This window comes from Methylobacterium sp. NPDC097929 (genome assembly GCF_049543375.1).
Lineage (GTDB): Bacteria > Pseudomonadota > Alphaproteobacteria > Rhizobiales > Beijerinckiaceae > Methylobacterium.
Window position 1 is genome coordinate 72,760 of the sequence record NZ_JBMVEP010000010.1, and the last position, 24,480, is coordinate 97,239.

At 71.8% G+C, this 24,480-nt stretch carries 23 protein-coding genes; 9 read left to right on the forward strand and 14 right to left on the reverse strand.

Features of this window, described 5'->3' with window-relative positions; all coding sequences use genetic code 11:
- Together ACPCJR_RS20140 and ACPCJR_RS20145 are read left to right on the forward strand one after the other, a co-directional pair.
- Window positions 1–1,080 carry a glycosyltransferase gene (locus ACPCJR_RS20140; protein WP_391514499.1) on the forward strand — a complete coding sequence of 360 codons (1,080 nt, stop codon included), beginning with the start codon at window positions 1–3 and terminating at the stop codon, window positions 1,078–1,080.
- Complete coding sequence (locus ACPCJR_RS20145; protein WP_391514498.1) at window positions 1,077–2,126, forward strand: glycosyltransferase; 1,050 nt, start codon at window positions 1,077–1,079, stop codon at window positions 2,124–2,126. The genes ACPCJR_RS20140 and ACPCJR_RS20145 overlap by 4 nt, the downstream gene beginning before the upstream one ends.
- A gap of 185 nt (window positions 2,127–2,311) precedes the next feature.
- Here the strand turns inward: ACPCJR_RS20145 and ACPCJR_RS20150 are convergent, their stop codons facing one another.
- The 5 genes from ACPCJR_RS20150 to ACPCJR_RS20170 form a co-directional block, all read right to left on the reverse strand.
- Entirely contained in the window at window positions 2,312–3,709 is a 1,398-nt protein-coding gene (locus tag ACPCJR_RS20150) for an FAD-binding oxidoreductase (RefSeq protein ID WP_391514496.1), read from the reverse strand.
- 17 nt (window positions 3,710–3,726) lie between these two features.
- The gene (gene serA / locus ACPCJR_RS20155) at window positions 3,727–4,977 is read right to left on the reverse strand and encodes a phosphoglycerate dehydrogenase (RefSeq protein ID WP_391514494.1); all 1,251 of its coding nucleotides are present in this window, start codon (window positions 4,975–4,977) and stop codon (window positions 3,727–3,729) included.
- A gap of 284 nt (window positions 4,978–5,261) precedes the next feature.
- Window positions 5,262–6,113 carry a glycosyltransferase family 2 protein gene (locus tag ACPCJR_RS20160; protein ID WP_391514493.1) on the reverse strand — a complete coding sequence of 284 codons (852 nt, stop codon included), beginning with the start codon at window positions 6,111–6,113 and terminating at the stop codon, window positions 5,262–5,264.
- A 79-nt stretch (window positions 6,114–6,192) separates the two neighbouring features.
- Window positions 6,193–6,930, reverse strand: coding sequence for a PIG-L deacetylase family protein (locus ACPCJR_RS20165; RefSeq protein ID WP_391514491.1), 738 nt, complete (start codon window positions 6,928–6,930; stop codon window positions 6,193–6,195).
- Window positions 6,931–7,038: 108 nt separating this feature from the next.
- Complete coding sequence (locus ACPCJR_RS20170; RefSeq protein ID WP_391514490.1) at window positions 7,039–7,797, reverse strand: helix-turn-helix domain-containing protein; 759 nt, start codon at window positions 7,795–7,797, stop codon at window positions 7,039–7,041.
- 103 nt (window positions 7,798–7,900) lie between these two features.
- Here ACPCJR_RS20170 and ACPCJR_RS20175 point away from each other — a divergent pair, with 103 nt between their 5' ends.
- Window positions 7,901–9,097 (forward strand): MFS transporter, encoded by a 1,197-nt coding sequence (locus ACPCJR_RS20175; RefSeq protein WP_391514488.1) that lies wholly within the window; start codon window positions 7,901–7,903, stop codon window positions 9,095–9,097.
- 27 nt (window positions 9,098–9,124) lie between these two features.
- On the opposite strand, the gene queC is transcribed toward ACPCJR_RS20175, so the two are convergent.
- A complete protein-coding gene (gene queC, locus ACPCJR_RS20180) occupies window positions 9,125–9,862 on the reverse strand; it encodes a 7-cyano-7-deazaguanine synthase QueC (protein ID WP_391514487.1) in 738 nt (245 codons plus the stop codon).
- A 2-nt stretch (window positions 9,863–9,864) separates the two neighbouring features.
- Window positions 9,865–10,221: a 6-carboxytetrahydropterin synthase QueD gene (queD, locus tag ACPCJR_RS20185; RefSeq protein WP_391514485.1), complete on the reverse strand. Its 357-nt coding sequence runs from the start codon at window positions 10,219–10,221 to the stop codon at window positions 9,865–9,867.
- Window positions 10,222–10,309: 88 nt separating this feature from the next.
- Between queD and ACPCJR_RS20190 the strand changes: the two genes are divergently transcribed.
- Entirely contained in the window at window positions 10,310–11,260 is a 951-nt protein-coding gene (locus ACPCJR_RS20190; protein WP_391514483.1) for a hypothetical protein, read from the forward strand.
- Window positions 11,261–11,271: 11 nt separating this feature from the next.
- On the opposite strand, the gene ACPCJR_RS20195 is transcribed toward ACPCJR_RS20190, so the two are convergent.
- Window positions 11,272–11,685, reverse strand: coding sequence for an ABC transporter ATP-binding protein (locus tag ACPCJR_RS20195; RefSeq protein ID WP_391514481.1), 414 nt, complete (start codon window positions 11,683–11,685; stop codon window positions 11,272–11,274).
- Window positions 11,686–11,868: 183 nt separating this feature from the next.
- Entirely contained in the window at window positions 11,869–12,501 is a 633-nt protein-coding gene (gene queE, locus ACPCJR_RS20200) for a 7-carboxy-7-deazaguanine synthase (protein ID WP_391514479.1), read from the reverse strand.
- A gap of 263 nt (window positions 12,502–12,764) precedes the next feature.
- On the opposite strand from queE, the gene ACPCJR_RS20205 reads away from it, so the two are divergent.
- Together ACPCJR_RS20205 and ACPCJR_RS20210 are read left to right on the forward strand one after the other, a co-directional pair.
- Window positions 12,765–14,285 (forward strand): D-alanyl-D-alanine carboxypeptidase family protein, encoded by a 1,521-nt coding sequence (locus ACPCJR_RS20205; RefSeq protein ID WP_391514477.1) that lies wholly within the window; start codon window positions 12,765–12,767, stop codon window positions 14,283–14,285.
- Window positions 14,286–14,347: 62 nt separating this feature from the next.
- Window positions 14,348–15,460, forward strand: coding sequence for a CobW family GTP-binding protein (locus ACPCJR_RS20210; protein ID WP_391514475.1), 1,113 nt, complete (start codon window positions 14,348–14,350; stop codon window positions 15,458–15,460).
- A 6-nt stretch (window positions 15,461–15,466) separates the two neighbouring features.
- Here ACPCJR_RS20210 and ACPCJR_RS20215 read toward each other — a convergent pair whose 3' ends face one another.
- The 5 genes from ACPCJR_RS20215 to ACPCJR_RS20235 form a co-directional block, all read right to left on the reverse strand.
- Window positions 15,467–15,790, reverse strand: a complete 324-nt coding sequence (locus ACPCJR_RS20215; RefSeq protein ID WP_110353347.1) for an HPr family phosphocarrier protein — start codon at window positions 15,788–15,790, stop codon at window positions 15,467–15,469.
- Window positions 15,791–15,936: 146 nt separating this feature from the next.
- On the reverse strand, window positions 15,937–16,338 hold the full coding sequence (locus ACPCJR_RS20220) for a PTS sugar transporter subunit IIA (RefSeq protein ID WP_391514473.1): 402 nt from the start codon (window positions 16,336–16,338) through the stop codon (window positions 15,937–15,939).
- A 125-nt stretch (window positions 16,339–16,463) separates the two neighbouring features.
- Window positions 16,464–16,988, reverse strand: coding sequence for an HPr kinase/phosphorylase (locus ACPCJR_RS20225; RefSeq protein ID WP_391514471.1), 525 nt, complete (start codon window positions 16,986–16,988; stop codon window positions 16,464–16,466).
- Window positions 16,985–18,847, reverse strand: coding sequence for a stimulus-sensing domain-containing protein (locus tag ACPCJR_RS20230; RefSeq protein WP_391514469.1), 1,863 nt, complete (start codon window positions 18,845–18,847; stop codon window positions 16,985–16,987). Before ACPCJR_RS20230 ends, ACPCJR_RS20225 begins: the two co-directional genes overlap by 4 nt.
- A 32-nt stretch (window positions 18,848–18,879) precedes the next feature.
- A complete protein-coding gene (locus ACPCJR_RS20235) occupies window positions 18,880–19,596 on the reverse strand; it encodes a response regulator transcription factor (RefSeq protein ID WP_183570320.1) in 717 nt (238 codons plus the stop codon).
- Between the two features lie 325 nt (window positions 19,597–19,921).
- Here ACPCJR_RS20235 and ACPCJR_RS20240 point away from each other — a divergent pair, with 325 nt between their 5' ends.
- The 3 genes from ACPCJR_RS20240 (at window position 19,922) to ACPCJR_RS20250 (ending at window position 24,417) form a co-directional block, all read left to right on the forward strand.
- Window positions 19,922–20,761, forward strand: coding sequence for a HugZ family protein (locus ACPCJR_RS20240; RefSeq protein WP_391514466.1), 840 nt, complete (start codon window positions 19,922–19,924; stop codon window positions 20,759–20,761).
- A 160-nt stretch (window positions 20,762–20,921) separates the two neighbouring features.
- Entirely contained in the window at window positions 20,922–22,727 is a 1,806-nt protein-coding gene (lepA, locus tag ACPCJR_RS20245) for a translation elongation factor 4 (protein ID WP_391514465.1), read from the forward strand.
- 436 nt (window positions 22,728–23,163) lie between these two features.
- Window positions 23,164–24,417 (forward strand): efflux RND transporter periplasmic adaptor subunit, encoded by a 1,254-nt coding sequence (locus ACPCJR_RS20250; RefSeq protein ID WP_391514463.1) that lies wholly within the window; start codon window positions 23,164–23,166, stop codon window positions 24,415–24,417.
- Window positions 24,418–24,480 lie beyond the last annotated feature (63 nt).

Below are 24,480 nucleotides of genomic sequence, written 5' to 3' on the forward strand. Positions count from 1 at the left end.
ATGAGCGCCGGCCCGGCCGTCGTCTGCATCCCGGCCCGCAACGAGGCCGAGCGCCTGCCGCGCCTGCTGCGCGGGCTGGCGGCGCAAGAGGGTTTCTCGGCGGCGGCGCCCCTGCGGGTCGTCGTCGTCGCCAACAATTGCAGCGACGGCACGGCCGAGAGCGTGCGCGCCCTCCAGGCGTCCGGCCGCGCCGACGGCCTCGCGCTTCGCCTGATCGAGATCACGCTGTCCGGGGCCGAGGCCCATGTCGGCACCGCCCGACGCCGCGCCCTCGACGCCGGCGCGGCGTGGCTGGAGGCGGAGGGCCACCCCGACGGCGTGCTCCTCACCACCGATGCCGATGCGCGGCTCGCGCCCGGCTGGGCCGCGGCGAACCTGCGCGCGCTTCAGGGCGCCGAGATCGTCGGCGGGCGGCTCGTGATCGACGACGAAGGCGCGGCCGATCCCATGCTCGCCGCCTTCCACGCCCGGGTCGAGCGCTACTGGTCGGGCGTGCGCACGCTCGAAGACGCCCTCGATCCGCCGCCCCACGACCCCGCCCCCCGCCACGGCGACCACACGGGCGCAAGCCTCGCGCTGCGCGCCTCGCTCTACCGGGCGGTGGGCGGCCTGCCCGCCCTTCCCCGCGGCGAGGACAACGCCCTCGTCGCCGCCGTCCAGCGGGCGGGCGGGCGCCTGCGCCATTGCCCGGCGGTCTCGGTCCTCGTCTCCGCCCGCACCGCCGGCCGGGCAGAGGGCGGCATGGCGACCGAGATGCTGCGCCGCGCCCGCGTGGTGCGCGCGGGCGAGGCCTACCGGCTGCCGGTGGCCGCCCATTGGCAGCGGGTGATCCTGCGCCGGGCCGCCCTGCGCCGCGTCTATCGCGAGGGAGCCGCGCCGGCGGCGCTGCAGGCGCTCGGCCTCGCGGCGGAGGATCTGGCCGCCATCGACCTCGCCTCCTGCCCCAACGACATCGCCTTCGTCGAGCGCGCCCATGCCCGCCTGGAGGCGCGGGACGGACCCGCGCCCGAATGCGGCCTCGACGCGGCGCTCGCCGATCTCGACGCGCTCGCGGCCGCCCTGAGGCGGGACGCGGCGTGACGCGGCCGGTCGGCTACTACGTCCACCATCAGGGCGCGGGGCACTGGCAGCGGGCGGTGGCGGTGGCCAGGGCTCTGGAGACGCTCGGCCGTCCCTGCACGCTGATGGGCACCCTCGCGGGCCTCGACACCGCGGCGGCGCCGGGCCCCGTCCTCGACCTGCCCGACGACCGCCTGGACGCCGGCTTCGACGGCCGCGACGGCGCCGCCGAACGACCCGAATGCCTGCATTACGCGCCGCTCGGGCATCCCGGCATCCGGGCACGGATGGGGCGGATCGCAGCCTGGGCGGCACGGCACGATCCGGCCCTGATGATCGTCGACGTCTCCGCCGAGGTGGCGCTCCTCGCCCGGCTGCTCTCGGTACCGAGCCTCGTCGTGCGCCTCTCCGGCACCCGCACCGACCGCCCCCATCTGGAGGCCTTCCGGGCCGCCTCGCGCCTGCTCGCGCCCTTTCCCGAGGCCCTGGACGGCGGCGCGGTTCCGGATTGGGTGCGCGAAAAGACCCTCTACGGCGGCTTCCTCGAAGCGGCCCCCGCGACGGCGGCGACGGACGAGGATGGACGCATCGTCGTGGTCTTCGGCCGCGGCGGCGAGGGCGGCGCCCTCGGCCCGCTCGTGCAGGCGGCCGCGGCCGTGCCCGGGCACGACTGGCACGTGCTCGGCCCCGTGAGCGGCGCCGGCGCGATCCCGGCCAACCTGCATCTTCACGGCTGGGTCGCGCAGGTGCGCCCGCATCTGGCATCGGCCGCCCTCGTCGTCGGCGGGGCCGGCGACGGGCTCGTCACGGCGGTGGCGGCCCTGGGCAAGCGCTTCCTCTGCCTGCCCGAGCCCCGCGCCTATGCCGAGCAGGAGGCCAAGGCCGAGGCCCTGGAGCGGCTCGGCGCGGCCATCGTCCATCGCGGCTGGCCGGACGCCTCCGCGTGGCCCGGCCTCGTCGCCCGCGGCCTCGCCCTCGATCCGGGCCGCGTCCGGTCGCTGGCGCAGCCCGATGCGCTCGCGCGCACGGCGGCGGCCATCGAGGCGATGTGCCGGGAAGCGGGCTGATCCGCCCGCGCGGGGGCTTCGGACGCTTTTTTCTGGATCGCCCCGGCCGTCCCCCTCTCCGTCATCGCGAGGCGAAGCCGAAGCGACCCAGCGCGACCGGTCCGGAAGGTTCGGAGCCCGGGATTGCTTTCGCTGAGCCTCGCATGGACGAGGGAAGAGACTGAAACGATCGACCGGAAATCGTATCAGGCCCGCAGCACCTTGCCCGGATTGAGCAATCCCTCGGGGTCGAGCGACCGCTTCAGGCGATGGGCCAACGCCATCTCCTCGGGCCGGCGGCGGCGGGCCAGTTCCTCGACACGGTACTGGCCGATGCCGTGCTCGGCGGAGATGCTGCCGTCGAACCGGGCGACCACGTCGTGCACGAGGCGGTTGATCGCGGCGCCGTCGTGCTCGGGCCCGACCAGCACGTTGTAGTGCAGGTTGCCGTCGCCCATGTGGCCGAACACGTTCGGGACGGTGCCGGGCGCGCCCTCTGCCAATGCCCGGTCGGCGGCTTCCAGGAAGGCGGGGATCGCCGGGATCGGCACCGAGACGTCGTGTTTCACCGACTTGCCCTGGTGCGCCTCGCACTCGGTGATGCGCTCGCGCAGGGACCAGAGGCCGCCCGCCTGCGCCTTCGATTCGGCGAGCACGCCGTCCAGCGCATCGCCCCGCTCCAGCACCTCGCCTAGCGTGCCCTCGACCGCGTCGCGCAGCCCCGACAGGCTCGATCCCGCTTCGAGCAGGATGCACCAGGGGGAGGCGGGCAGCGGACTGGCCATGCCGGCATGGCGCTCAAGCAGGTCGAAGGAGCAGCGCGAGATCAGCTCGAAGGCCTGGATCGTGTCCCCGAGCCCCTCCTGCGCGGCGGCCAGGACGCGGAGCGCCGCCTCCGGGTCGGGCACGGCCAGGAGCGCGGTCTCGGTGTGGCGCGGCCGGGGCACGAGGCGCAGCACCGCCGCGGTGACGATGCCGAGCGTTCCCTCGCTGCCGATGAAGAGCTGCTTCCAGTCGTAGCCGGCATTGTCCTTGCGCAGGGCGCGCAGGCCATTCACCACGCTGCCGTCGGCCAGCACGACCTCGAGACCGAGCACGAGGTTGCGGGTCATGCCGTAGCGCAGCACGTTGATGCCGCCGGAATTGGTGGCGATCATGCCGCCGACCATGGCCGAGCCCTCCGCCCCGTAGCTCACCGGGAACAGCCGCCCGGCGGCCTCCGCCGCCGCTTGCGCCGCCTGCACGACGCAGCCCGCCTCGACCTCCATCGTGAGGCCGACCGGATCGACCGCGCGGATTGCGTTCATCCGCGCCAGAGAGAGCACGATCTGGCGGCCCGAGGCGTCGGGCGTGGCCCCGCCCGCGAGCCCGGTATGCCCGCCCTGGGGCACCAGCGCGATTCCGGCCTCGCGGCACAGGCCCACCAGAGCGGCGACCTGCTGCGTATTCGCCGGCCGCGCCACGGCGGCGGGCCGGCCGGGGAAGAGGCGGCGCCAGTCGATGCCGAAGGGTGCGCAATCGGCCTCGTCCGTCAGCAGGCCGCCCGGGCCCAGCTGGGCCTCGAGCCGGGCGAGAAGGTCGGACGGCAGGCCGGTCGCGCTCATGACGTGCGATAGATCCTTCAGGCGATCCGGGCCTGGATCAGGCGGGTGCGCACCGTGCCCTCGATGGCGTCGAGCTCGGCGAGGATGCCGGAGCGGTCGGCGGGGGCGGCGTCGGCCTCCACCACCACGTAGCCCAACTCGCCCTCGGTCTGAAGGTACTGCGAGGCGATGTTGACGTCGCGCCGGGCAAACGCCTGGTTGACGTGACCGAGCACGCCGGGAACGTTCCGGTGCACGTGCAGGAAGCGCACGCCGCCGACGCGCGGCGGGATCTGCACCTGCGGGAAGTTGACGGCACCCAGCGTCGAGCCGGTCTCGATGTAGTCCACGAGCTTGCGCGCGACCTCGGAGCCGATGCGGTCCTGCGCCTCCTCGGTCGAGCCGCCGATATGCGGCGTGAGGATGACGTTGGGGATGCCCTGAAGCGGGGAGACGAAGCGCTCGTCGTTGGAGCGCGGCTCGACGGGGAACACATCGACCGCCGCACCCCGCAGGCGGCCTTGCCTGAGGGCGGCGGCGAGCGCGTCGAGATCGACCACGGTGCCGCGGCTGTTGTTGATGAGGTAGGCGCCCGGCTTCATCCGGCCGATGCGCTCGGCGTTCATGAGCCCGTGGGTCAGCGGGGTCTCCGGCACGTGCAGGCTCACCACGTCGCTGGCGGCGAGCAGCGCGTCGAGGCTGTCGGCGGGCTCGGTGTTGCCGTGGCGCAGCCGGTCGGTGAGATCGAAGAAGATCACCCGCATGCCCATCGCCTCGGCGAGGTTCGAGAGCTGCGCGCCGATATTGCCGTAGCCGACGATGCCCAGCGTCTTGCCGCGGACCTCGTAGGAGTTCTCCGCCGACTTGTCCCAGCCGCCGAGATGGGCCTCGTGGGAGCGGGGCGTGATGCGGCGCAGCAGCATCACGATCTCGCCGATGGTCAGCTCGGCGACGCTGCGGGTGTTGGAGAAGGGTGCGTTGAAGACCGGGATGCCGCGGGCGCGGGCCGCGTTGAGATCGACCTGGTTGGTGCCGACGCTGAAGCAGCCGACCGCGACAAGGGCGGGGGCGGCGTCCAGCAGGCCGGTCGTGACCTGGGTGCGCGAGCGGATGCCGAGGACGTGGACGCCGGCGAGCGCTTCGGCATCCGCCGAACCCACGGCGCGCGGCAGGCGCCGCACGTCGCGGATGCCGGCCCGCGCGAGAACGTCCGCTGCCGAGGGCGCGATGTTTTCGGCCAGGACGATGTTGACCTGATCCTGGAGCGTGAAGCTGTCCGTGCCCGGCATGGTTTCGCCTGCGCCTGTCGTCGGTGAGCGCCCGCCATTGCACCAATGTTGCAGTGCGGCAATCGCCGGACGGCCGCCGTAGGCGACGCCTCGCGCGATTTGTGACGCGGTTCTCACAAGGCCGGGTGGCAGAACGATGGTCTGCGGCTTCCGCGTTCTCACCCGCCGCCCCCCGGCCGAGCCGGGACCTTCCACCATCCCCCCTAGCCGCAGCAGCGCCGACCACGTCGCCCAGCCGCCGAGGCGCGACGCGTCGCGTGCCCCTTCGGGACCCGCCCCGCGTGTCAGAACGGCCGCTCCGGCGGAACCCGGGCGGCGGCGATCTCGTCGGCCGTGGGGGTGCGCAGGAGGGTGAGGTCGGGCTCGCGGCTCTCGCCGATCAGGCCGAGCCGGGCGAAGGCGTCGAGCCAGCCGTCCATGGGCCAGATCCCGTGCCGGGCACGGAAGCGGCGGGCGTTGCGCACGATGTCGGCGAAGTGCTGGAGCGGCGGGTCGCAGGAGAGGTGGTGCTGGTGGAAGGCGGGCGGCGCGCCCGCGAGCAGCACCGGCACGCCGAGCGCGGCGGCGCGGAAGGCGAGGTCGGTGTCCTCGGCGCCGTAGCCGTCGTAGCCCTCGTCGAAGCCGCCGAGCCGGTCGTAGGTCGAGCGCCGCACCGCGAAGGCGAGCGACCAGAACAGGCCGGGGTTGTCGGTTTGCGCCACGCCGCCCTGCGGGAAATCCCGGGCCGGATGGAGGATGCCGGCCTGCATGAGGTCGGCTTCGCGCCAGCCGTCGCGCACGGCGCCGGCCGGCAGGTAGCGGATCGGTCCGCAGACCAGGGCGTCGTGTTTGGAGGCCGCGGCGGCCAGCGCCGGTACGAGGCCGGCGGAGGGAATGCAATCGACATCGAGGAAGACGAGGATGTCGCCCCGCGCCGCCGCCCGGCCGGCATTGCGCGCGGCGGCGAGCGGCAGGCCCGCGCTCGGGAAGTCGACCCGGCGCAGCGGGAACGGCGTCTCCGGCAACGGCTCGGGGGCGGGTCCCATCTCGACCACGACGCACTCGGCCGGAGCCGGTCCGCGGGCGAGCCCCTCGATCAGGCGCGCGAGGTGGGCGTCGCGCCCCTTGTTGAGCGTGACGACGCTGGTTGTGCTCACAGGTCTTGGTCCGGGGCCGCGCTTCGTTCGCGCCTCTCCTGACAGCCCCAACCTGAAACCCGGATGAAGGCGGCGCCCGTCAGCGCAGGGCGATGTACCACTCGTGGGGACCGCAGAGCCGGTCGATCATCGCGGGCTGAAGCTGGAAGCCGGAGGGATCGTCCTCGATCAGGCCGGAGACCTGCGAGGCGTGCGCCTCAACCGCCCGGCGCTTGGCCGCGCGCTCGTCCTCCACGGCAAGGCGAAAACCCTCCGGCGCAGGCCCGACCTCGCGCTCCGGCGGCAGGGTCCAGCCCCAGACCGGGTAGGCGTAGGCCACGACACCGGGCAGCCGGGCGCGGGCGAGATCGACGAGGGCCGCCGAGGCGGTGTGGTCGCAATGCGGATCGTGCCGCCAGGTCACGAACAGGGCGCCGGCTCCCGCCTCTCGGGTGATCCGCGCGATCTGATCCGCCGCCGCCTCGGCCTGCGCGCCCTCGCTCGGCACGCCGCCATCGGGCAGGCGCAGGAAGCGGACATGCTCGGCGGCCAGTCCCAGTTCGGCCATGGCCGCCACGGTTTCGGATTCGCGCAAGTCCCGCAGGCGGTCGTGGGGATAGGCCTTGGAGTTCGGGTGCGAGCCGCAGCCGTCGCTGACGATGACGACGCGCACCGCGCGGCCGTCCCTCAGCGCCTGCACGATCAGCCCGCCGCAGCCCAGGCTCTCGTCGTCCGGATGCGGGGCGACGACGACGAGGCCGCGCCCCTCCGGCACGAGGGTGGCGAGGGGGGCGACGGGAAGGGCCTTCACGGCCTCGAGGAAGGCGTCGGCGCGCATGGCTCCTCCTGGATTCGAGATGCGGTGGACTCGAAGTCCGAACGCGCGGGAGACCGCTATCGACCCGGCCCGGCCGGAGCAACCGACAAAACGACCGGCCGGCGACGCTCACTCGCCCGGTGACGGCTCCGGCAGCAGGGCCTCCGTCCGGCCCCGCAGGGCCTGGATGCTGCGGTAGCCGACCGAGGCCGCCACGTGGCGCGGCGCCCATCCGTCGGCGGCGAGCGCGAGCGCCCGCACCACCCTGGCCCGCGCCCGCCACTGCCCGAAGGTCAGGCCCGTCTCGCGGCGGAAGCCGCGCGTGAGGGTGCGGCGGCTGAGGCCGGCGCGGTCGGCCCAGGCGTCGAGGTCGAAGGCCGTGGCGGGGGCGTCGATGAGGCCGAGGCAGATCCGGCGCAGGCGCGCGTCGCTCGGCAGGGGCAGGGTGAGCTTGGTCTCCGGCGCCCGGCGGATCTCGTCGAGCACGAGCGCCGCCAGGTGGCCGCCGCGCCCGGCCTCGTCGTAGAGCACCGGCTCCCCCGTGAGGGCCGCCAGCGCGGCGGCGAGCAGGGGCGAGACCTCGATGACGCGGGCGCGGGTGGGAAAGCCGGCGATCGCCTCGAGCGCGAGATAGGCCGAGCACATCGCGACCGCGCCGTGCATGGCCACCGCGTGCGGCAGGCGCGGCGGGATCCAGAGTGCGTGGCCCTCCGGCACGACCCAGGTACCGTCCTCGGCGGTCGCCATCATCAGGCCGGCGGTGGCGTAGAGCAGCTGCGCCCGCGGGTGGAAGTGCCGCTCCGTGCGGCTGCCCGCGGCGAAGGTCTTGGGCATCACCGCGACCGCGCGGGGAACGTCCTGGTAATCCTCGGCCCGGATCGAACGCATGGGGCTGCCCGTCCACTTTGGCCCGATCGCGTACACCTTCGGCCCGACGGCGTGCAACGGGTCAGGTTAGGGAAGAGGCAGGCCAACGGAGATGCCTGCCCCGATGGACGCCGAAACCCTGTCCCGCCGCACCCTGCGCTTCGTCAACGTGGCGCATGCCCTCGACCATTTCGTCCTGCTCATCTACCCGACCGCCGTCATCGCCATCGCGGCGCAGACGGGCCTGAGCTACGGCGAACTGATCGGGCTGGCGACCGGGGCCTTCGTCGCCTTCGGACTCTGCTCGCTGCCGATGGGCTGGCTCGCCGACCGGTTCGGCCGGCGCAACCTCCTGGCGGTCTTCTTCTTCGGCTACGGCCTGTCCTGCCTCGGCGTGGCGAGCGCGGCGAGCCCGACCGCCTTCGCGGTCTGGCTCTGCGTGCTGGGGCTGGCCTCGGCGATCTACCATCCCGTCGGCTCGACCATGCTGGTCACCCATGCCCGCCGGCTGGGCCGCGACCTCGGCGTGAACGGCGTCTGGGGCAATGTCGGCGCGGCCACCGCCTCGGGCGTCACCGCCGGGCTCGCCTCCGGCTTCGGCTGGCAGGCGGCCTTTCTCGTGCCGGGCCTGTTCTGCCTTGCCTGCGGCGCCGCCTTCGTGGCGATGGTGCCCGGCGACGGCGAGGGTGCCGGCAGCCGGGCGGGAGGCGCCCCGCTCATCGCCGTGACGCGCCCGCTCCCCCTTCTCGTCGTGTTCGCCTTCGCCATCATCGCCGGCGGGATGACCTTCAACATCACCACCATCGCCCTGCCCAAGGTCGTGGACGAGCGCGTCGGCGCGGCGCTTCCGCTCACCCTGATCGGATCGGTGGCGACCCTGGTCTTCGCCTTCGGCGCCCTGACCCAGCTGGCGATGGGGCGGCTGATCGACCGCTACAGCCTGCCGACCCTGTTCCTGGCCCTCTCCGTGCTGCAGCCGCTCGGCCTCGGGCTGGCGGCGGCGAGCACGGGCCTGCCCTTGCTCGCCGGCCTCGTGCTGACGATGGCGGCGCTCTACGGGCAGGTCGTCATCAACGACGCGATGGTGGCCCGCTACGTGCCCGCCGCCTACCGGGCCAGGGCCTACAGCGTGCGCTACTTCCTCGGCTTCACGGTGAGCGGTTTCGTGGTGCCGATGATCGCCGTCCTGCACGATCGCGGCGGCTTCGGGCTCGTGCTCGGGATCGCGGCCGCCTTCGGCGCCGTCATCGTCGCAGCGGCGCTGGGCTTCTTCGCGCTCACGCGGGGGGACGCGTCGCGGTCGCTCGTTCCCGCGGAGTAGCCTGAGAGGCCGCGACGCCGGCCGGGATCACCCCGCGCGGGCGGCGCGATAGCGCGCAAAGCCCTTGGCGCGCAGGTCGCAGGCCGGGCAGGTGCCGCAGCCGTAGCCCCAGTCGTGGCGCTGCCCCCGCTCGCCGAGATAGCAGGTGTGGCTCTCCTCGACGACGAGATCGACGAGGACGCGCCCGCCCAGTTCCTCGGCCAGCGCCCAGGTCTGCGCCTTGTCGATCCACATCAGCGGCGTGTGCAGCACGAAGCGGCGCTCCATGCCGAGGTTGAGCGCGACCTGCAGCGCCTTCACCGTGTCGTCCCGGCAATCGGGATAGCCGGAATAGTCGGTCTCGCACATGCCGCCGACGATGTGGCGCAGGGACCGGCGATAGGCGAGCGCGGCGGCGAAGGTGAGGAAGGCGAGGTTGCGGCCGGGCACGAAGGTGTTGGGCAGCCCGTCCCGGGTCAACGCAATCTCGCTGTCGCGGGTCAGCGCCGTGTCGGAGATCGCGCCGAGCGCGGCCAGCGAGAGCGTGTGGTCGGGTCCGAGCCGCCGCCCCCAGGCCGGGTCGAGCGCGGCCATGCCCCGGCGCAGGCCCTCGCGCCGGTCAAGTTCGACCCGGTGGCGCTGGCCGTAATCGAAGCCGATCGTCTCGACGCGGGGGAAGCGGTCGAGCGCCCAGGCGAGGCAGGTGGCCGAATCCTGGCCGCCGGAGAACAGCACCAGGGCGCCGGAATCCCGGTCCGCCTCCGCCGCCTCGCCCGCTTCCGGCATGGTCAGTCGCCCTCGTACTCGGCCCAGGAATAGGGCGTCTCGAAGATCCGCACGCGCGAGAGCCCCGGAATCGCCGGCTTGGCCCGATGCCAGATCCAGGCCGCGATGTGCTCGGCGGTGGGGTTTTCGAGCCCCTCGATCTCGTTGAGGCAATGGTGGTCGAGCCGCTCTAGGAGCGGCGCGAAGGCGCTCTCGATGTCGTAGAAATCGACCACCCAGCCGCTCGTCGGATCGACCGCGCCGGAGACCGTCAGCTCCACGCGGTAGGAATGCCCGTGCATGCGGTGGCAGCGATGGCTCTGCGGCACGTTCGGCAGGCGGTGGGCCGCCTCGAAGGTGAAGGCCTGGGTGATCTTCATCGCGTGATCTTCACGGGGTGCGGAACGGTCCCGCCGCGCACAGCGCAGCGGGTTGACGGCGGCCGGCGGGCGCACCGAGATCGTGGATATGTCACCACATCGGCCGAAATGCACCCTCTATCCGGTCTTTGCGGCCGCGAGCCCGCGCGCGGTGATCTACCGGCGCGGCCCCTCGAACCGGACCTGCCTCATCGCCTGGGACCGCTCGGACGATTCCTTCGAGATCGGGCAGTGGTTCAAGGGGACGGTGAAGCCGGGCTGGGGCGGGCTGTCGCCGAACGGCGCATGGCTCGTGAGCTTCCTGGCCAAGTACAGGGGGCCGTTCGCGACCTGGACGGTGCTATCGCGCCCGCCCTTCCTCACGGCGGTGGCGCTCTGGCCGAAGGGCGACGCCTGGGACGGCGGCGGCTTCTTCCTTTCGGACGACACGCTGGTGCTGACCCACGGCGAGGGGCCCTACGACATCGCCCCCGGTCACGCGCCGCCGCCGGGGCTCACGGTGCTGCCCTTCACCCGCGCGACCGCGCCGGGGCTGACGAAGCGGGCGCAGAGGGCCCCGGCGGCAGCCCGCTGGCGGCCGGATCCCGAGCGGCAAGGCTGTTGGGTGCTCGCCGCCCCGCAGGGCCACGCCCGCCTCACCACGGCCAGCGCGTTCACGGCCGACCCGCGCCGGTCGCTGCCCGAGAGCGTGCGCCACAGCCTGCACCCGGAGCAGGGTCCGCCCGTGCCGCTGCCGGTCTCCGGCTGGGCCGCCTTCGACGGCAACGGCGACCTGCTGTTCTCGCAGGGCGGCACGCTGTTCCGGCTCGGTGCGGCGGAGATGACCGGACTCGAATCGACGGAGGCGCTCCTCGCCCGCGCCCGTCGCCTCGCCGATTTTACGGATCTCCGCTTCCGGCCGCTGGCAGCGCCCTACGCCGCGCCGAGCGCGGACGAGGGGGGCGGCTTCGCCCCGGCCCTCGACCGGGTGAGCCGGGAGGACCGGCGGCGGCGCCGGCCGATGCACGAGGCGCGCTGGCGGATCGACGGGTCCGGCTGACGGGTGCCGGCTCAGCGTGGACGGATGGGCCGGAGCGGACCGTTGAAGGGGCCCGGCTTCATGCCGTGTTGGCGGGCGCGCTCCCCGATCAGCGCTTGGCCGCCCAGCAGGGAGGCGATCGGCGCGGACTGCATCTCGACGCTGTTGAGGGCCCGCCCGATCTGCCGTCCCTCCCACCAGAACTCGGCAAAGAGCAGGGCAAGAAGCCCGATCAGCCCCCAAGTCATGAGATCCCAGCCGAGAATGTAGACGCCGTAGGGCGGCGACAGGGCGGTCCCGAGACGCCCGAGGCCGATCGCCGCCGCGAATCCGAGGACGAGGATCAGGGGCAGGCGGATCGTCAGGCGCCGGTAATGGCGCAAGGCGAGGTTCAGATCCTCGATCGAAGAGTGATCGAGGTTGAGCGGCGCGGGGCTGTGCGTCACGGGCGGGTCCTTCGGCACGTCCGGGCGGGCAAGTCCGGGCGGGCAAATCCGGGCGGCCTGGATCGACTCGGCATCGCCCGCGCGGGACCGTGGCCGAAGGCTGGGGCGGAGGCAACCGCCGGCCCGCTCCCTCTGGAACATCGTCTTTTCCGAGAGCCGGCAGCCACCCTTCGGGACGATGCTCTAAGGAATCCCGATGATCTTGTGCGTCTGGAGCGAGAGGCGCCAGCGGGCGTCCCCTCGGCAATAGGCCACCGCGGCGGCGGTGTTGGCGGCGGCCTGCGGGCCGTCCATCGGCTGCAGGAAACGATGCCGGAAGGGCAAATCCGAAAACCGCTCCGGTGGGGCGTCCGCCTGCGGATAGACGAGCTTCAGCTCGTGGCCGGAGGTCTGGACCAGCCGGTTGCCGGCCTTGGGGCTCACGCAGATCCAGTCGATGCCGGGAGGGGCCGCGAGCGTGCCGTTGGTCTCCACCGCGATCTCGAAGCCGTTTGCGTGGACCGCCGCGATCAGGGCCTCGTCGAGCTGCAGCAGGGGCTCGCCGCCGGTGAAGACGACGTAGCGGTTGGCCGCCCCCCCGGCCCAGGTCGCGGCGATGGCCCCGGCCAGCGCCTCGGGATCGGGGAAGCGCCCGCCGCCCTCCCCGTCCAGCCCGACGAAGTCGGTGTCGCAGAAGCGGCAGGCGGCGCCCATTCGGTCCTCCTCGCGGCCCGACCAGAGATTGCAGCCGGCAAACCGGCAGAACACCGCCGCCCGGCCCGCCTGGGCGCCCTCCCCCTGAAGGGTGTGGAACAGTTCCTTGACCGCGTAGGACATCGAATTTCGTTTCGCGTACCGTGCCTTGCCCTTAACCCGAGTGATCCGCCGCGCCAATGCGACCGGTTTTTCTCAAGGCCAACCGCCCGCCGCGGTGCCGATCCCGCCGCCTTTGCCATGCTCTCGCCACGGAGGGCACGTTGATGGCGTCGTATCCTCGATCCGAACCGGCCGGGCGCTTCGCTCCAGGAACCTCCGGCCGCGGCACCGAAATCCCTCCTCTGCGGCGTCCCGCGCCCTCACACCCTTTCGAGATTGGCCCGATGGCGATGCGTGTTTGGGGACGGCTGATCGGCTCGCTGGCGGCCCTCGGCCTGATGGCCGGGACGGCGGCGGCGGTGACCGCGCCGATCCTCGTGGTGGAGGCCGAGTCCGGCAAGGTGCTCTACAGCCAGGGCGCGACCGACCCCTGGTACCCGGCCTCGATCACCAAGCTGATGACGACCTACGTCGCCCTCGACTTGGTGCGCCAGGGCAAGATCTCCCTCGACACGCTGCTCACGGTCTCGCCGTCGGCGGCGGCCGAGCCGCCCTCCAAGATGGGCTTCAAGCCCGGCACCCAGATCACCCTCGACAACGCCCTCAAGATCATCATGGTCAAGTCGGCCAACGACGTGTCCTGGACGATCGCCGAGGGGTTGGCGGGCTCCGTCGAGGGCTTTGCCGACATGATGAACGAGACGGCCCATCGCATCGGCATGCGCGAGAGCCGCTGGTACAATCCCAACGGCCTGCCCGAGCCGCGGCAATGGACCACCGCCCGCGACATGGCGATCCTGGCCCGTGCGCTGATGCGCGACTTCCCCAACCAGCAGGCCCTGTTCTCGATCTCGGCGATCCAGTTCGGCAAGTCGGTGATGGCCAATCACAACGGCCTGCTCGGGCGCTACGCCGGCGCCGACGGCATGAAGACCGGCTTCATCTGCTCGGGCGGCTTCAACGTGGTGGCGAGCGCGACCCGGGGCGGACGCCGGATCATCACCGTGGTGATGGGCCAGCCGAGCGCCCGCGAGCGCGACATCAAGGCCGCCGACCTGTTCGATTACGGCTTCGGCCAGTCCGCGGGATGGACCGCGCCGACGCTCGACGCCCTGCCGGCCTCCAACATCGCCGCGCCGCCGGACATGCGGCCCTACATCTGCGACAAGCGCAAGCCGATGCCGGTGGACGAGGGGCCGGGCGCCCTGACCGCCAGCGGCCCGACCATCGACGGCGCCGCGACGCGGCTGCTCGGCTCGGCCACGCCGGACGCTTCCAACCTCGCCTTCGCGGCGCTCAGCAGCGCCAACGTGCGCGGGCGGACCCTGCCGCCGCGGGCTCCGCTCCAGCCGGTCGCGGTCTGGATCGGCGCCAGCCCCACCGAGGGCGCGATGGCGCTGGCCCGGGAGGAGCAGGAGGCGCAGGCCTCGAAGCAGGCGGCTAGGCAGGCCGCCGCGGAGGCCGCCCAGCGCAAGCGCGCCGAGGCCAAGGCGGCCAAGGACGCCGCCCGCGAGGCCAGCAAGCAGGCGGCCGCGGAGAAGGCCGCCAAGGCCCGCGCCGCCGCGGTGACCGCACCCAAGACCGCCGCGAAGATCGCCGGCAAGGACAAGGCAGGCGACAAGGGCGTGCCGGCCGCGACCAGCGCCTACACCTCGGTCGACTCGGCCGCCAAGCCCGCCGCGAAGCCGACCGCCAGGAAAACGGAAGCCAAGAAGCCCGAAGCGAAGAAGCCGGAGGCCAAAAAGCCGGAGCCCAAGCCCGCCGCCAAGAAGGCGGACAAGAAGGGCAAGAACGACGAGTCGTAAGGGGTTTTTTCGGGCGGCCGGCACCGTCATATCGGTGCCGAGACACAGATTGCGACCCGACGATGCCCCAGACCGAACCACCCGGCCGCCCCGAGCCGATCCCGCTCACCGTGCTCACGGGCTTCCTCGGGGCGGGCAAGACCACCCTGCTCAACCGCCTGCTTGGCGATCCGGCGCTCGCGGACACGGTGGTGATCGTCAACGAGTTCGGCGAGATCGGCCTCGACCACCTGCTGATCGAGACGGTCGACGAGGGCATGATCCTGCTCGGCGCGGGCTGCCTGTGCTGCACCGTGCGCGGCGACCTGATCTCGACGCTGGAGGATCTCCTTCGCCGCCGCGACAACGGGCGGATCGGCCCGTTCCGCCGCGTCGTGATCGAGACCACGGGGCTCGCCGACCCGGCTCCGATCCTCCACGCGCTGATCTACCACCCCTATCTCGCGCTCCGCTTCCGGCTGCAGGGCGTCGTGACGGTGGTCGATGCGGTGAACGGCTCCGGCACCCTCGACGCCCACGGCGAGGCCCTGCGGCAGGCGGCGGTGGCCGACCATCTCGTGCTGACCAAGGCCGACCTGCCCGGCGCCGCGCCAGTGGCCTTGCGCCGACGGCTCTCCGGCCTCAACCCGGCGGCCGCGATCCACGGGCCCGACGTGCCGGCCGAGCGCCTGCTCGGCGGCCTGTTCGGCCTCGACGGCAAGGGGGCGGACGTGCGGGCCTGGCTCGGCGCGCCCGACCATGACCATGGGCACGACCACGCGCACGGCCACCACCACGATCACCATCATCACGACGTGAACCGGCACGATGCGGCGATCCGCGCCTTCCATCTGACGAGCGACGAACCGGTGCCGCGCCCGGCCTTCGAGATGTTCCTGGACCTGCTGCGCTCGGCGCACGGACCGAAGCTCCTGCGCCTCAAGGGTCTCGTGGCGCTCGCCGAAGATCCCGAGCATCCGGTCGTGGTGCACGGGGTGCAGCACGTGGTCCACGCGCCCGTGACGCTGCCCGCCTGGCCCGACGCGGACCGCCGCTCGCGGCTGGTGCTGATCGTGCGCGACCTCGATCCCGCCTTCGTGCGCCGGATCTGGGACGCCTTTCTCGGCAAGCCGGCCCTGGACACGCCGGACCGGGCCGCACTCACGGACAATCCGCTGGCGATCCCGGGGGGTTAGTTCCGCCTACTCGTCCTCGCCGAACCGGTCGGCGAGCAGCGCCTGAATCGCGTCGAGGGCGGGCTCCGCGTCGTCGCCCACGGCGACCACGGCGATGGTGGTGCCCTTGGCCGCGCCGAGGGTCAGCAGGCCCATGATCGAACGCCCGCCCACCGTCTCGCCGGCGCGCGTCACCGTCACGGCGGCGCCGAAGCGCTCCACGGTCTGCACGAACTTGGCCGAGGCGCGGGCGTGCAGGCCGCGGCGGTTGACGATCGGCAGGATCCGCACGAGGCCGCCCTCGGGGATCTCGGGTTGCGGTTCGACCTCGCCGTCCAGGCTCTCGCTCATCGTCCCTCGCGCTCGCTCCCCTGACGATTCGCCGGCGACGGCCGCCGTGAGAGGCGCGCATCGTCCGGGTCGGGGACGGACGTGGTTAAGCCGTGAGCGGGGCGAAGGAAAGGCGGGGCGGCGGCGCGAAGGAGCCGACTCGTCGGCTACTTGCCCGCAAGAACCCGCGAGGCGACGTTGATGTACTTGCGGCCCGCCTCCTGCGCGTGGAGCACGGCGTCGCCGAGGCTCTCGGCGTCGCGCACGCTGGCGAGCTTGATCAGCATCGGCAGGTTGATCCCGGCCACCACCTCGACCTGCCCGCCATTCATGCAGGACAGCGCGAGGTTCGAGGGCGTGCCGCCGAACATGTCGGTCAGCACCACGACGCCCTTGCCGGAGTTGACGCGGCAGACCGCGGACATGATGTCGCCGCGGCGCACCTCCATGTCGTCCTCCGGGCCGATCGTGATCGTCTCGATCTGCTTCTGAGGGCCGACGACGTGCTCCAGGGCGGCCTTGAACTCGGTCGCCAACAGGCCGTGGGTGACGAGCACCATTCCAATCATCGAAGCGTGGTCCAACGCCCTGTGAGCGGAGACGCCATCTTGTGCAGCGCAAGGTGAAGCGCAAGCGGATCGCGGCGTTTTGCGTAACGCGACGGCCTCACCATGACATGGCGGTGGCAGCCGCGCTACACGTCGCGGGTCACACCGGGCACGAGAGCCGCCGGGTGCGTCCGCATTGCCACGCCGGCTTCGAGTGCCTCGCGAATCAGGTATTCCCGGGGATGGCGCGGATCAAGGGTGAGGCGCGGGACTGCGACGCCGAGGAGCAGAGCCGTCTGGCCAGGGCCCGGCAGGCGCTCGGCCTCCGCCGCGAGATCGACCACGAGGCGCAGCACCGCCACCGGAGCGTGGCGTGAGAGGCGGCGAATGCCGTGGCCGCGGATCTCGATCAGCCCGGCCAGCGCCGGATGGGGCCGGGCGATCAGGCGGCCGTGGCGCGCCTCGAGCCGGATGCGGTCGTCGCCGACGAGGCGGGCGTGGCGACCCTCGAGGCCGGCGCGGTCGAGCAGGGCGAGGCAGAGGGCGGACTTGCCCGACCCCGGCGCCCCCCGGACCAGCACCCCGGCCTCGTCGAGGAGCACGCAGCTCGCATGCACCGTCTCGTGCTCCACCTCTCGCCGCGGCGCGCCGCAGGGCGCCTCGTCACTCATGCGGCGAGGTCGTCGCCGTAGCGGTCGGCCCGGGGGGCCACGGGCAGGCGCACGATGAAGCGAGCGCCGCGCACGGTCGGATGCCCCTCCTCGTCGGCCGGGCCGGGGCGGTTCTCGGCGCGGATCGAGCCGCGATGCGCCTGGATGATCTGCCGCGAGATCGACAGGCCGAGCCCGGAATTCTGGCCGAAGCCCTGCTCCGGCCGGTCGGTGTAGAAGCGCTCGAAGATCCGCTCCAGGGCGTGTTCGGGGATGCCCGGCCCCTCGTCCTCGACCACGAACTCGACCTCGTTCTTGAGGCGGCGCAGGGCCACCCGCACCTTGGCGCCGGGCGGCGAGAACGAGCGGGCGTTGTCGAGCAGATTGTTGACGACCTGCCCCAAGCGGCTGTCGTGGCCGATGATGCGGAACGGGTCCTCGATGTCGCCGGCCGGCCGCTCGATGTCGAACTGGATCACGGCCGCGTTGGCGCGCCGCCGCTCGTTGGCGACGGAGGTCACGGTGGTGAGCAGCTTGCCGAGATCGACCCGGCGCGCCTCGGCGCGGGCGAGTTCGGCGTCGAGGCGGGAGGCGTCGGAGATGTCGGAGATCAACCGGTCGAGGCGCTTCACGTCGTGCTGGATGATCTCCATCAGCCGGCCGCGCGACTCGTCGTTGCGCGCCAGCGGCAGGGTCTCGACCGCGCTGCGCAGGGAGGTCAGCGGGTTCTTCAGCTCGTGGCTGACATCGGCCGCGAAGCTCTCGATGGCGTCGAGCCGCCGGTAGAGCGCCTGGGTCATGTCGCGCAGCGCGCCGGAGAGATGGCCGATCTCGTCGGTGCGGTTGGTGAAGTCCGGGATCTCCTGGCGGGACTTGATGCCCCGGCGCACCCGCTCGGCGGCATCCGCCAGCCGCCGCACCGGCCCGGCGATGGCGCCCGCGAGCAGGATCGACAGGACCAGCATCACCGCCGCCGCGACGAGGAAGACCTGGAGCAGGCCGAAGCGCTCCGAGGCGATCACCCGGTCGATGTCGCCCCCTTGCGTCGAGACCATCAGCACGCCGCGCACCGAGCCCGCCCGCTGGATCGGCACCGCCACCGAGACGATGGTCTCGCCGCGCTCGTTGCGCCGGGAGATCGTGCCGCGCGAGCCGTTCAGCGCCGCCTGGACCTCGCGGAAGGCGCGCCCGTCCTGGGGACCGGCATCCTCCTGCCCGTCGCGCTCGCTGACGACGAGGCCGAGAATGCGGGTGCCGAAGGTGTCCCAGATCCGCTCCAGCACGTTGGGCTTCGGGGGCCGCACGGCGCCGGGCTCGCCCCGGGCGATGTCGCCGCGGGCGTAGAGCGAGCGGGTGTCGAACAGGAGGCTGCCCTCGCGGTCGTAGACCCGGGCACGGTTGCCCGTCGGCGTCACGAGGCGCCGCAGCAGGGGGGCCACCTTCTCGGGGTTGAGCGAGAAGGCGAGCGAGGCGGGGTCGTCCTCGAAGTCCCGGCCCTCGCCCGCCTGCTGCTGCAGCAGCTTGTCCGGATCGACCCGGATCGTGTCGGTGTCGACGGAAGCCTGGGCGGCGATGGCGCCGGCGATGATGTCGCCCTGGATCAGCAGGCTCTGGACCCGCGCCTGGATCAGGCCCTGGCGGAACTGGTTCAGGTAGAGGAAGCCGAACAGCAGGACGATGAGCCCGACGAGGTTGAGCACCACGATGCGGCGCGTCAGGCTCGACGAGGCGCGCTGCCCGACCGCGTTCCACAGGTCGCGCGGCCAGGTCAGCGGCGATCGCTTCAGGGAACGGACGAGGCGCGAGAAGAAGCGCGAGAGGAAGCCGCGGCGGGCTCCGTTGCCCTCCGAGTCGGACGGGCGGAACAGGGGGGCGAGCATCGCTGGACGGGGGATTTTACGGATGCCGGCTCCTAGCCTTCCTTGAAGCGGTAGCCGACGCCGTAGAGCGTCTCGATCATGTCGAAGCTCTGGTCGGTCACCTTGAACTTCTTGCGCAGCCGCTTGATGTGGCTGTCGATGGTGCGGTCGTCGACGTAGACCTGATCGTCGTAGGCCGCATCCATCAGCGCGTTGCGGCTCTTCACGACGCCGGGGCGCTGGGCCAGCGCCTGCAGGATCAGGAACTCGGTGACGGTGAGCGTCACCGGCTCGCCCTTCCAGGTGCAGGTGTGGCGCTCGGGGTCCATCATCAGCTGGCCGCGCTCCAGGGAGCGCGCGGCGGCGTCGGCCTCGCTGCGGGCGGCCCCGCCCGGGGTGGCGTCCTTGGGGGCGAAGCGGCGCAGCACCGCCTTGACGCGCTCGACCAGCAGGCGCTGCGAGAACGGCTTATGGATGAAGTCGTCCGCGCCCATCTTCAGGCCGAACAACTCGTCGATCTCCTCGTCCTTCGAGGTGAGAAAAATCACGGGAAGGTCCGATTTCTGCCGCAGGCGCCTGAGAAGCTCCATCCCGTCCATGCGCGGCATCTTGATGTCGAAGATGGCAAGATCGGGCGGGGAGTGGCGCAGGCCGTCGAGCGCCGAGGCGCCGTCCGTGTAGGTCTGGATGCGGTAGCCCTCGGTCTCCAGCGCGATCGAGACGGAGGTCAGGATGTTGCGGTCGTCGTCGACGAGGGCGATGGTGGGCATGCAGTTTCCCTGACTTGACGGCGCGGCACGTGTGCCGCCCCTGGCGCGGCCCGCGACGGCCGAGCACGGCACCCGCCATCCGGGTGGCCGCCATCTGTCGCGGAGGGTCTCGTCCTTTACGACCATCGTTCGAAAAAAGCGAGCGGGCGGTTAAGCTTGGCCGTATTGGGCCCCCGAAGCCGAAGGCTCGGGAGGGGACGCGTGTGGACAACGCGCCGCGCCCCTTCCGTCTCCCTGCCCGCCCGCTTGCCCTCGTGCCGGGGGCCCGCGCCGGGCTATGCTCGGACCGCGATTCCGGCGCGACGTCCGGATTGGGGAGCCTATCATGTCGAACGCCGAGACGCCGCCCGCCCAGGAACGGCGCGGGCCGGCCCAGCCGCTGCCCGCGGCGCAGGCGCCCTTCGACGCCATCGGGCTCGCGCGCCAGCTCCTGCGCGGCGTGCGCTCGGGCGCGCTCGCCACGATCGACGCGGCCGACGGCACGCCCTTCGCCTCCCTCGTCACCCTCGCCACCGACAGCGACGGCACGCCGCTGATGCTGCTCTCGCGGCTCTCCGCCCACACGCGCAACCTGGACAAGGACCCGCGCGCCTCGCTGCTGTTCTCGGTGGGCGGCAAGGGCGACCCCCTCGCCCATCCCCGCCTGACCGTGACGGGCCGCGCCGCGCGCTCCGAGGAGCCGCGCATCCGCGAGCGCTTCCTGGCCCGCCACCCGAAGGCGAAGCTCTACGCGGACTTCCCCGATTTCGGCTTCTTCGCCCTTGCCCCCACCGCGGGCCACCTCAATGGGGGTTTTGCCAAGGCGGCGACGCTCACGCCGGCGGAGCTGCTCCTCGACCTGACCGGCGCCGAGGCGATCGTCGCGGGCGAGCGCGGCGCCGTCGAGCACATGAACGCGGATCACGCCGACGCGCTCGCCCTCTACGCGGCCGGCGCGGGCGAGGCCGGCAGCGGCTGGCGCCTGACCGGGCTCGACCCGGAGGGGCTCGACCTGATGGCCGGCGAGCGCACGGCGCGGGTCACCTATCCCGAGCCCGTGCGCGACATGGGCGCCTTGCGAAAAAGCCTCGTGGCGATGGCCGCCGCGGCGCGGGCCGGCGCCGCGCAAGGGGATGCGCAAGGGGACGCGCACAGCGCCGCAGCCCGGCCCGACGAACCGGCCTGAACCCTTTCGGGGGAGCGCAGCGCGAGGACGGAGGCTTCCGCGGCGTCCCCCCGCCTTGGCGCGACCGCCCGCCGCTGCTATCTCCCGGCCCGGCCAATCCCGATAAACCTGCCGTGCGCCGCGTCAGCCCCGCGACGGGACCGCCGTGCCGGAGACCCCGATGACCACCCGCACCATCGACAACATCCGCAACTTCTCCATCGTCGCGCATATCGACCACGGCAAGTCGACGCTCGCCGACCGGCTGATCCAGACGACCGGCACCGTGGCCCTGCGCGACATGAGCGAGCAGATGCTCGACTCCATGGATATCGAGAAGGAGCGCGGCATCACCATCAAGGCCCAGACCGTGCGGCTCGAATACCGCGCGGAGGACGGCAAGGATTACGTCCTCAACCTGATGGACACGCCCGGCCACGTCGACTTCGCCTACGAGGTGTCGCGCTCGCTCGCCGCCTGCGAGGGCTCGCTGCTGGTGGTCGATGCGAGCCAGGGCGTCGAGGCGCAGACGCTCGCCAACGTCTACCAGGCGCTCGACGCCAACCACGAGATCGTGCCCGTCCTCAACAAGGTCGATCTGCCGGCGGCCGAGCCCGACCGGGTCAAGGAGCAGATCGAGGAGGTGATCGGTCTCGACGCTTCCGAGGCCGTGCCGATCTCGGCCAAGACCGGTCTCAACATCGAGGCGGTGCTGGAGGCCATCGTCCGGCGCCTGCCGGCCCCGAAGGGCGACCGCGAGGCGCCGCTGAAAGCCCTGCTGGTCGATTCCTGGTACGACGTCTATCTCGGCGTCGTCGTGCTGGTGCGCATCATCGACGGCGTGCTGAAGAAGGGCATGACCATCCGCATGATGGGGGCGGATGCCGCCTACGGCGTCGACCGCATCGGCGTGTTCCGCCCGAAGATGGCCGATATCGGCGAGCTCGGCCCCGGCGAGGTCGGCTTCTTCACCGGCTCGATCAAGGAGGTGGCCGACACCCGCGTCGGCGACACCATCACCGAGGACAAGCGCCAGACCACGCAGATGCTCGCGGGCTTCAAGGAGGTTCAGGCGGTGGTGTTCTGCGGCCTGTTCCCCGTGGACGCCGCCGACTTCGAGTCCTTGCGCGGCGCCATGGGCAAGCTGCGGCTCAACGACGCCTCGTTCTCCTACGAGATGGAAACCTCGGCGGCGCTGGGCTTCGGCTTCCGCTGCGGCTTCCTCGGCCTGCTCCACCTCGAGATCATCCAGGAGCGGCTGGAGCGCGAGTTCAACCTCGACCTGATCTCGACGGCGCCGTCGGTCGTCTACCGCCTGATGATGCGCGACGGCGAACTCAAGGAGCTGCACAACCCGGCCGACATGCCCGATCCGATGAAGATCGAGACGGTCGAGGAGCCGTGGATCCGCGCCACCATCCTCACGCCCGACGAGTATCTCGGCGGCGTGCTGAAGCTGTGCCAGGACCGGCGCGGCATCCAGATCGACCTCAACTACGTCGGCAAGCGGGCCATGGTCGTCTACGACCTGCCGCTCAACGAGGTCGTGTTCGATTTCTACGACCGCCTGAAGTCGATCTCGAAGGGCTACGCCTCGTTCGACTACCACGTCTCCGACTACCGCGAGGGCGACCTCGTGAAGATGTCGATCCTGGTCAACGCCGAGCCGGTGGACGCGCTGTCCATGCTCGTCCACCGCACCCGCGCCGAGAGCCGCGGCCGGGCGATGTGCGAGAAGCTGAAGGACCTGATCCCCCGCCACCTGTTCCAGATCCCGGTTCAGGCGGCCATCGGCGGCAAGATCATCGCCCGCGAGACCATCCGGGCGCTGTCGAAGGACGTGACCGCCAAGTGCTACGGCGGCGACATCTCGCGCAAGCGCAAGCTTCTGGACAAGCAGAAGGAAGGCAAGAAGCGCATGCGCCAGTTCGGCCGCGTGGAGATCCCGCAGGAAGCCTTCATCGCCGCGCTGAAGATGGACGATTGAGGCGAGCGGGGCCGGAGCGCTTCGCCCGACGGTTCGCGATGGCGGGCGGCACGATCTCCGCCGTCATTGCGAAGCGAAGCTGAAGCAATCCAGCCCACGCCCTATCCGGAAATGTTGCGCGGCTGGATCGCTTCGCCTCCGCTCGCGATGACGCAGAGTGAAGCGGACGGATCGCGAAAACCCCACGCCGCCCGAGGTGGTGCGGAGCCGCCAACGCGTCTGCCACGAACCACGCTCGAAAATTCCCGGGATCGCTTTCAGCCGGCGCGTCTTGTTTCATTTGTAAGAAACCTGTCGCGTCATACCCCCGTCAAGCCGCCACGGTAACGGCGTAATTCGGGAGCTTCGGTTGCGCGCAAGCGAAAGCCGAATCAACCGGCACGCGGCGCGCCCGTCGTGGATCGAGGCGCTGGGTCGAATCGGGATCGAGACGCAAATGGGCGGGGCGCACGAGGAAGATCTGACGCCGCGGGCGGTGCGGCTGCGGACGCAGTTGCTCGTTGCCGCCGTGCTGTGCGCGGGGGCGGGGGCGGCCCTGTGGTACGGGCGACCCAAGGAGGTCGATGCGGCGGTGCCGTCGCCGGCCGCGATCACCACCACGACGCCGGGCCGCTTCGTGCTGAGCGAGAGCCAGCTCGCCACGGTCACCACCGTCGCAGTGCAGCAGCGGTTGTTCTACGAGGACATCGCGACCGAGGGGAAGATCAGCGTCGACGAGTACCGGGCGACGCCCGTGTTTTCGCCCTATGCGGGCCGGGTCATCACCATCTTCGCCCGCTCCGGCGAACAGGTGAAGCAGGGCGACAAGCTGTTCTCGCTCCAGGCCAACGAGATGGTCCAGGCGCAGAACGACTTCCTGGCGGCGCTGAACGTGCTCAACAAGTCGCGCTCGCAGCTCTCCTACGCCACCAACACCGAGAAGCGCCTGCACGACCTCTACGATTCCCGCGTCACCACGCTCAAGGAATTGCAGACCGCGCAGAACGACCTCGCCACCGCGCAGAACGACGCCAAGACAGCCGAGGTCGGCCTGGAGGCGGTGCGCAACCGCCTGCGCATCCTGGGGCTGGCCGACGACGACATGAAGGCCCTCCAGACCAAGGGCGCGATCAACCCCGAGACGACGATCTACGCGCCGCTCTCGGGCACCGTGATCCAGCGCAAGATCGGGCCGGGCCAGTACATCAACACCGGCGGCTCCGACCCCTCCTACGTGATCGGCGATCTCGGCCGGGTCTGGATCGTGGCGCAGCTGCGCGAGACCGACGCGGCCAAGGTCGATCTCGGCGAGCGCATCCGCTTCCGAACCCTCGCCTATCCGAACCAGATGTTCGAGAGCCGGATCAACTACATCGGCGCCTCGGTCGATCCGGCGAGCCGCCGCATCGTCGTGCGCGCCGAGGTCGACAATCCCAAAGGGCTCCTGAAGCCCGAGATGTATGCCAGCGTCCACATCATCAACGAGCGCGAGACCGTCTCGCGCTCGGTGCCGCGGCAGGCGGTGATCTTCGAGGGCGACAAGGCGCGGGTCTGGGTGCTCGGCGCCGGCAACACCGTGGAGAGCCGCCCGGTCAAGGCCGGCCTCGTCGACGGCAACGACATCGAGATCACCGAGGGTCTCGCGGTCGGCGAGCGGGTGATCTCGAAGGGCGCCCTGTTCATCGACGGCATGACCGACCAGCAGGGCTGAGCGAGCCGGCCTTTTCCCGCGAAAAGCACAGATCTCCCGAGCCGGGGCCGTCCCCGGCCGCGC

Bases quoted from the DNA above. Each gene is read 5' to 3' on its own strand.
- ACPCJR_RS20215 (WP_110353347.1), bottom strand. From the start codon at position 15,790: ATGAGCGAGAGCCTGGACGGCGAGGTCGAACCGCAACCCGAGATCCCC.
- ACPCJR_RS20210 (WP_391514475.1), top strand. From the start codon at position 14,348: ATGCCCCAGACCGAACCACCCGGCCGCCCCGAGCCGATCCCGCTCACC.
- ACPCJR_RS20165 (WP_391514491.1), bottom strand. From the start codon at position 6,930: ATGCGCGCCGACGCCTTCCTCGAGGCCGTGAAGGCCCTTCCCGTCGCC.
- ACPCJR_RS20140 (WP_391514499.1), top strand. From the start codon at position 1: ATGAGCGCCGGCCCGGCCGTCGTCTGCATCCCGGCCCGCAACGAGGCC.
- lepA (WP_391514465.1), top strand. From the start codon at position 20,922: ATGACCACCCGCACCATCGACAACATCCGCAACTTCTCCATCGTCGCG.
- queE (WP_391514479.1), bottom strand. From the start codon at position 12,501: ATGTCCTACGCGGTCAAGGAACTGTTCCACACCCTTCAGGGGGAGGGC.
- ACPCJR_RS20250 (WP_391514463.1), top strand. From the start codon at position 23,164: ATGGGCGGGGCGCACGAGGAAGATCTGACGCCGCGGGCGGTGCGGCTG.
- ACPCJR_RS20190 (WP_391514483.1), top strand. From the start codon at position 10,310: ATGTCACCACATCGGCCGAAATGCACCCTCTATCCGGTCTTTGCGGCC.
- ACPCJR_RS20225 (WP_391514471.1), bottom strand. From the start codon at position 16,988: ATGAGTGACGAGGCGCCCTGCGGCGCGCCGCGGCGAGAGGTGGAGCAC.
- ACPCJR_RS20170 (WP_391514490.1), bottom strand. From the start codon at position 7,797: ATGCGTTCGATCCGGGCCGAGGATTACCAGGACGTTCCCCGCGCGGTC.
- ACPCJR_RS20205 (WP_391514477.1), top strand. From the start codon at position 12,765: ATGGCGATGCGTGTTTGGGGACGGCTGATCGGCTCGCTGGCGGCCCTC.
- queC (WP_391514487.1), bottom strand. From the start codon at position 9,862: ATGCCGGAAGCGGGCGAGGCGGCGGAGGCGGACCGGGATTCCGGCGCC.
- queD (WP_391514485.1), bottom strand. From the start codon at position 10,221: ATGAAGATCACCCAGGCCTTCACCTTCGAGGCGGCCCACCGCCTGCCG.
- ACPCJR_RS20220 (WP_391514473.1), bottom strand. From the start codon at position 16,338: ATGATTGGAATGGTGCTCGTCACCCACGGCCTGTTGGCGACCGAGTTC.
- serA (WP_391514494.1), bottom strand. From the start codon at position 4,977: ATGCCGGGCACGGACAGCTTCACGCTCCAGGATCAGGTCAACATCGTC.
- ACPCJR_RS20150 (WP_391514496.1), bottom strand. From the start codon at position 3,709: ATGAGCGCGACCGGCCTGCCGTCCGACCTTCTCGCCCGGCTCGAGGCC.
- ACPCJR_RS20235 (WP_183570320.1), bottom strand. From the start codon at position 19,596: ATGCCCACCATCGCCCTCGTCGACGACGACCGCAACATCCTGACCTCC.
- ACPCJR_RS20175 (WP_391514488.1), top strand. From the start codon at position 7,901: ATGGACGCCGAAACCCTGTCCCGCCGCACCCTGCGCTTCGTCAACGTG.
- ACPCJR_RS20240 (WP_391514466.1), top strand. From the start codon at position 19,922: ATGTCGAACGCCGAGACGCCGCCCGCCCAGGAACGGCGCGGGCCGGCC.
- ACPCJR_RS20230 (WP_391514469.1), bottom strand. From the start codon at position 18,847: ATGCTCGCCCCCCTGTTCCGCCCGTCCGACTCGGAGGGCAACGGAGCC.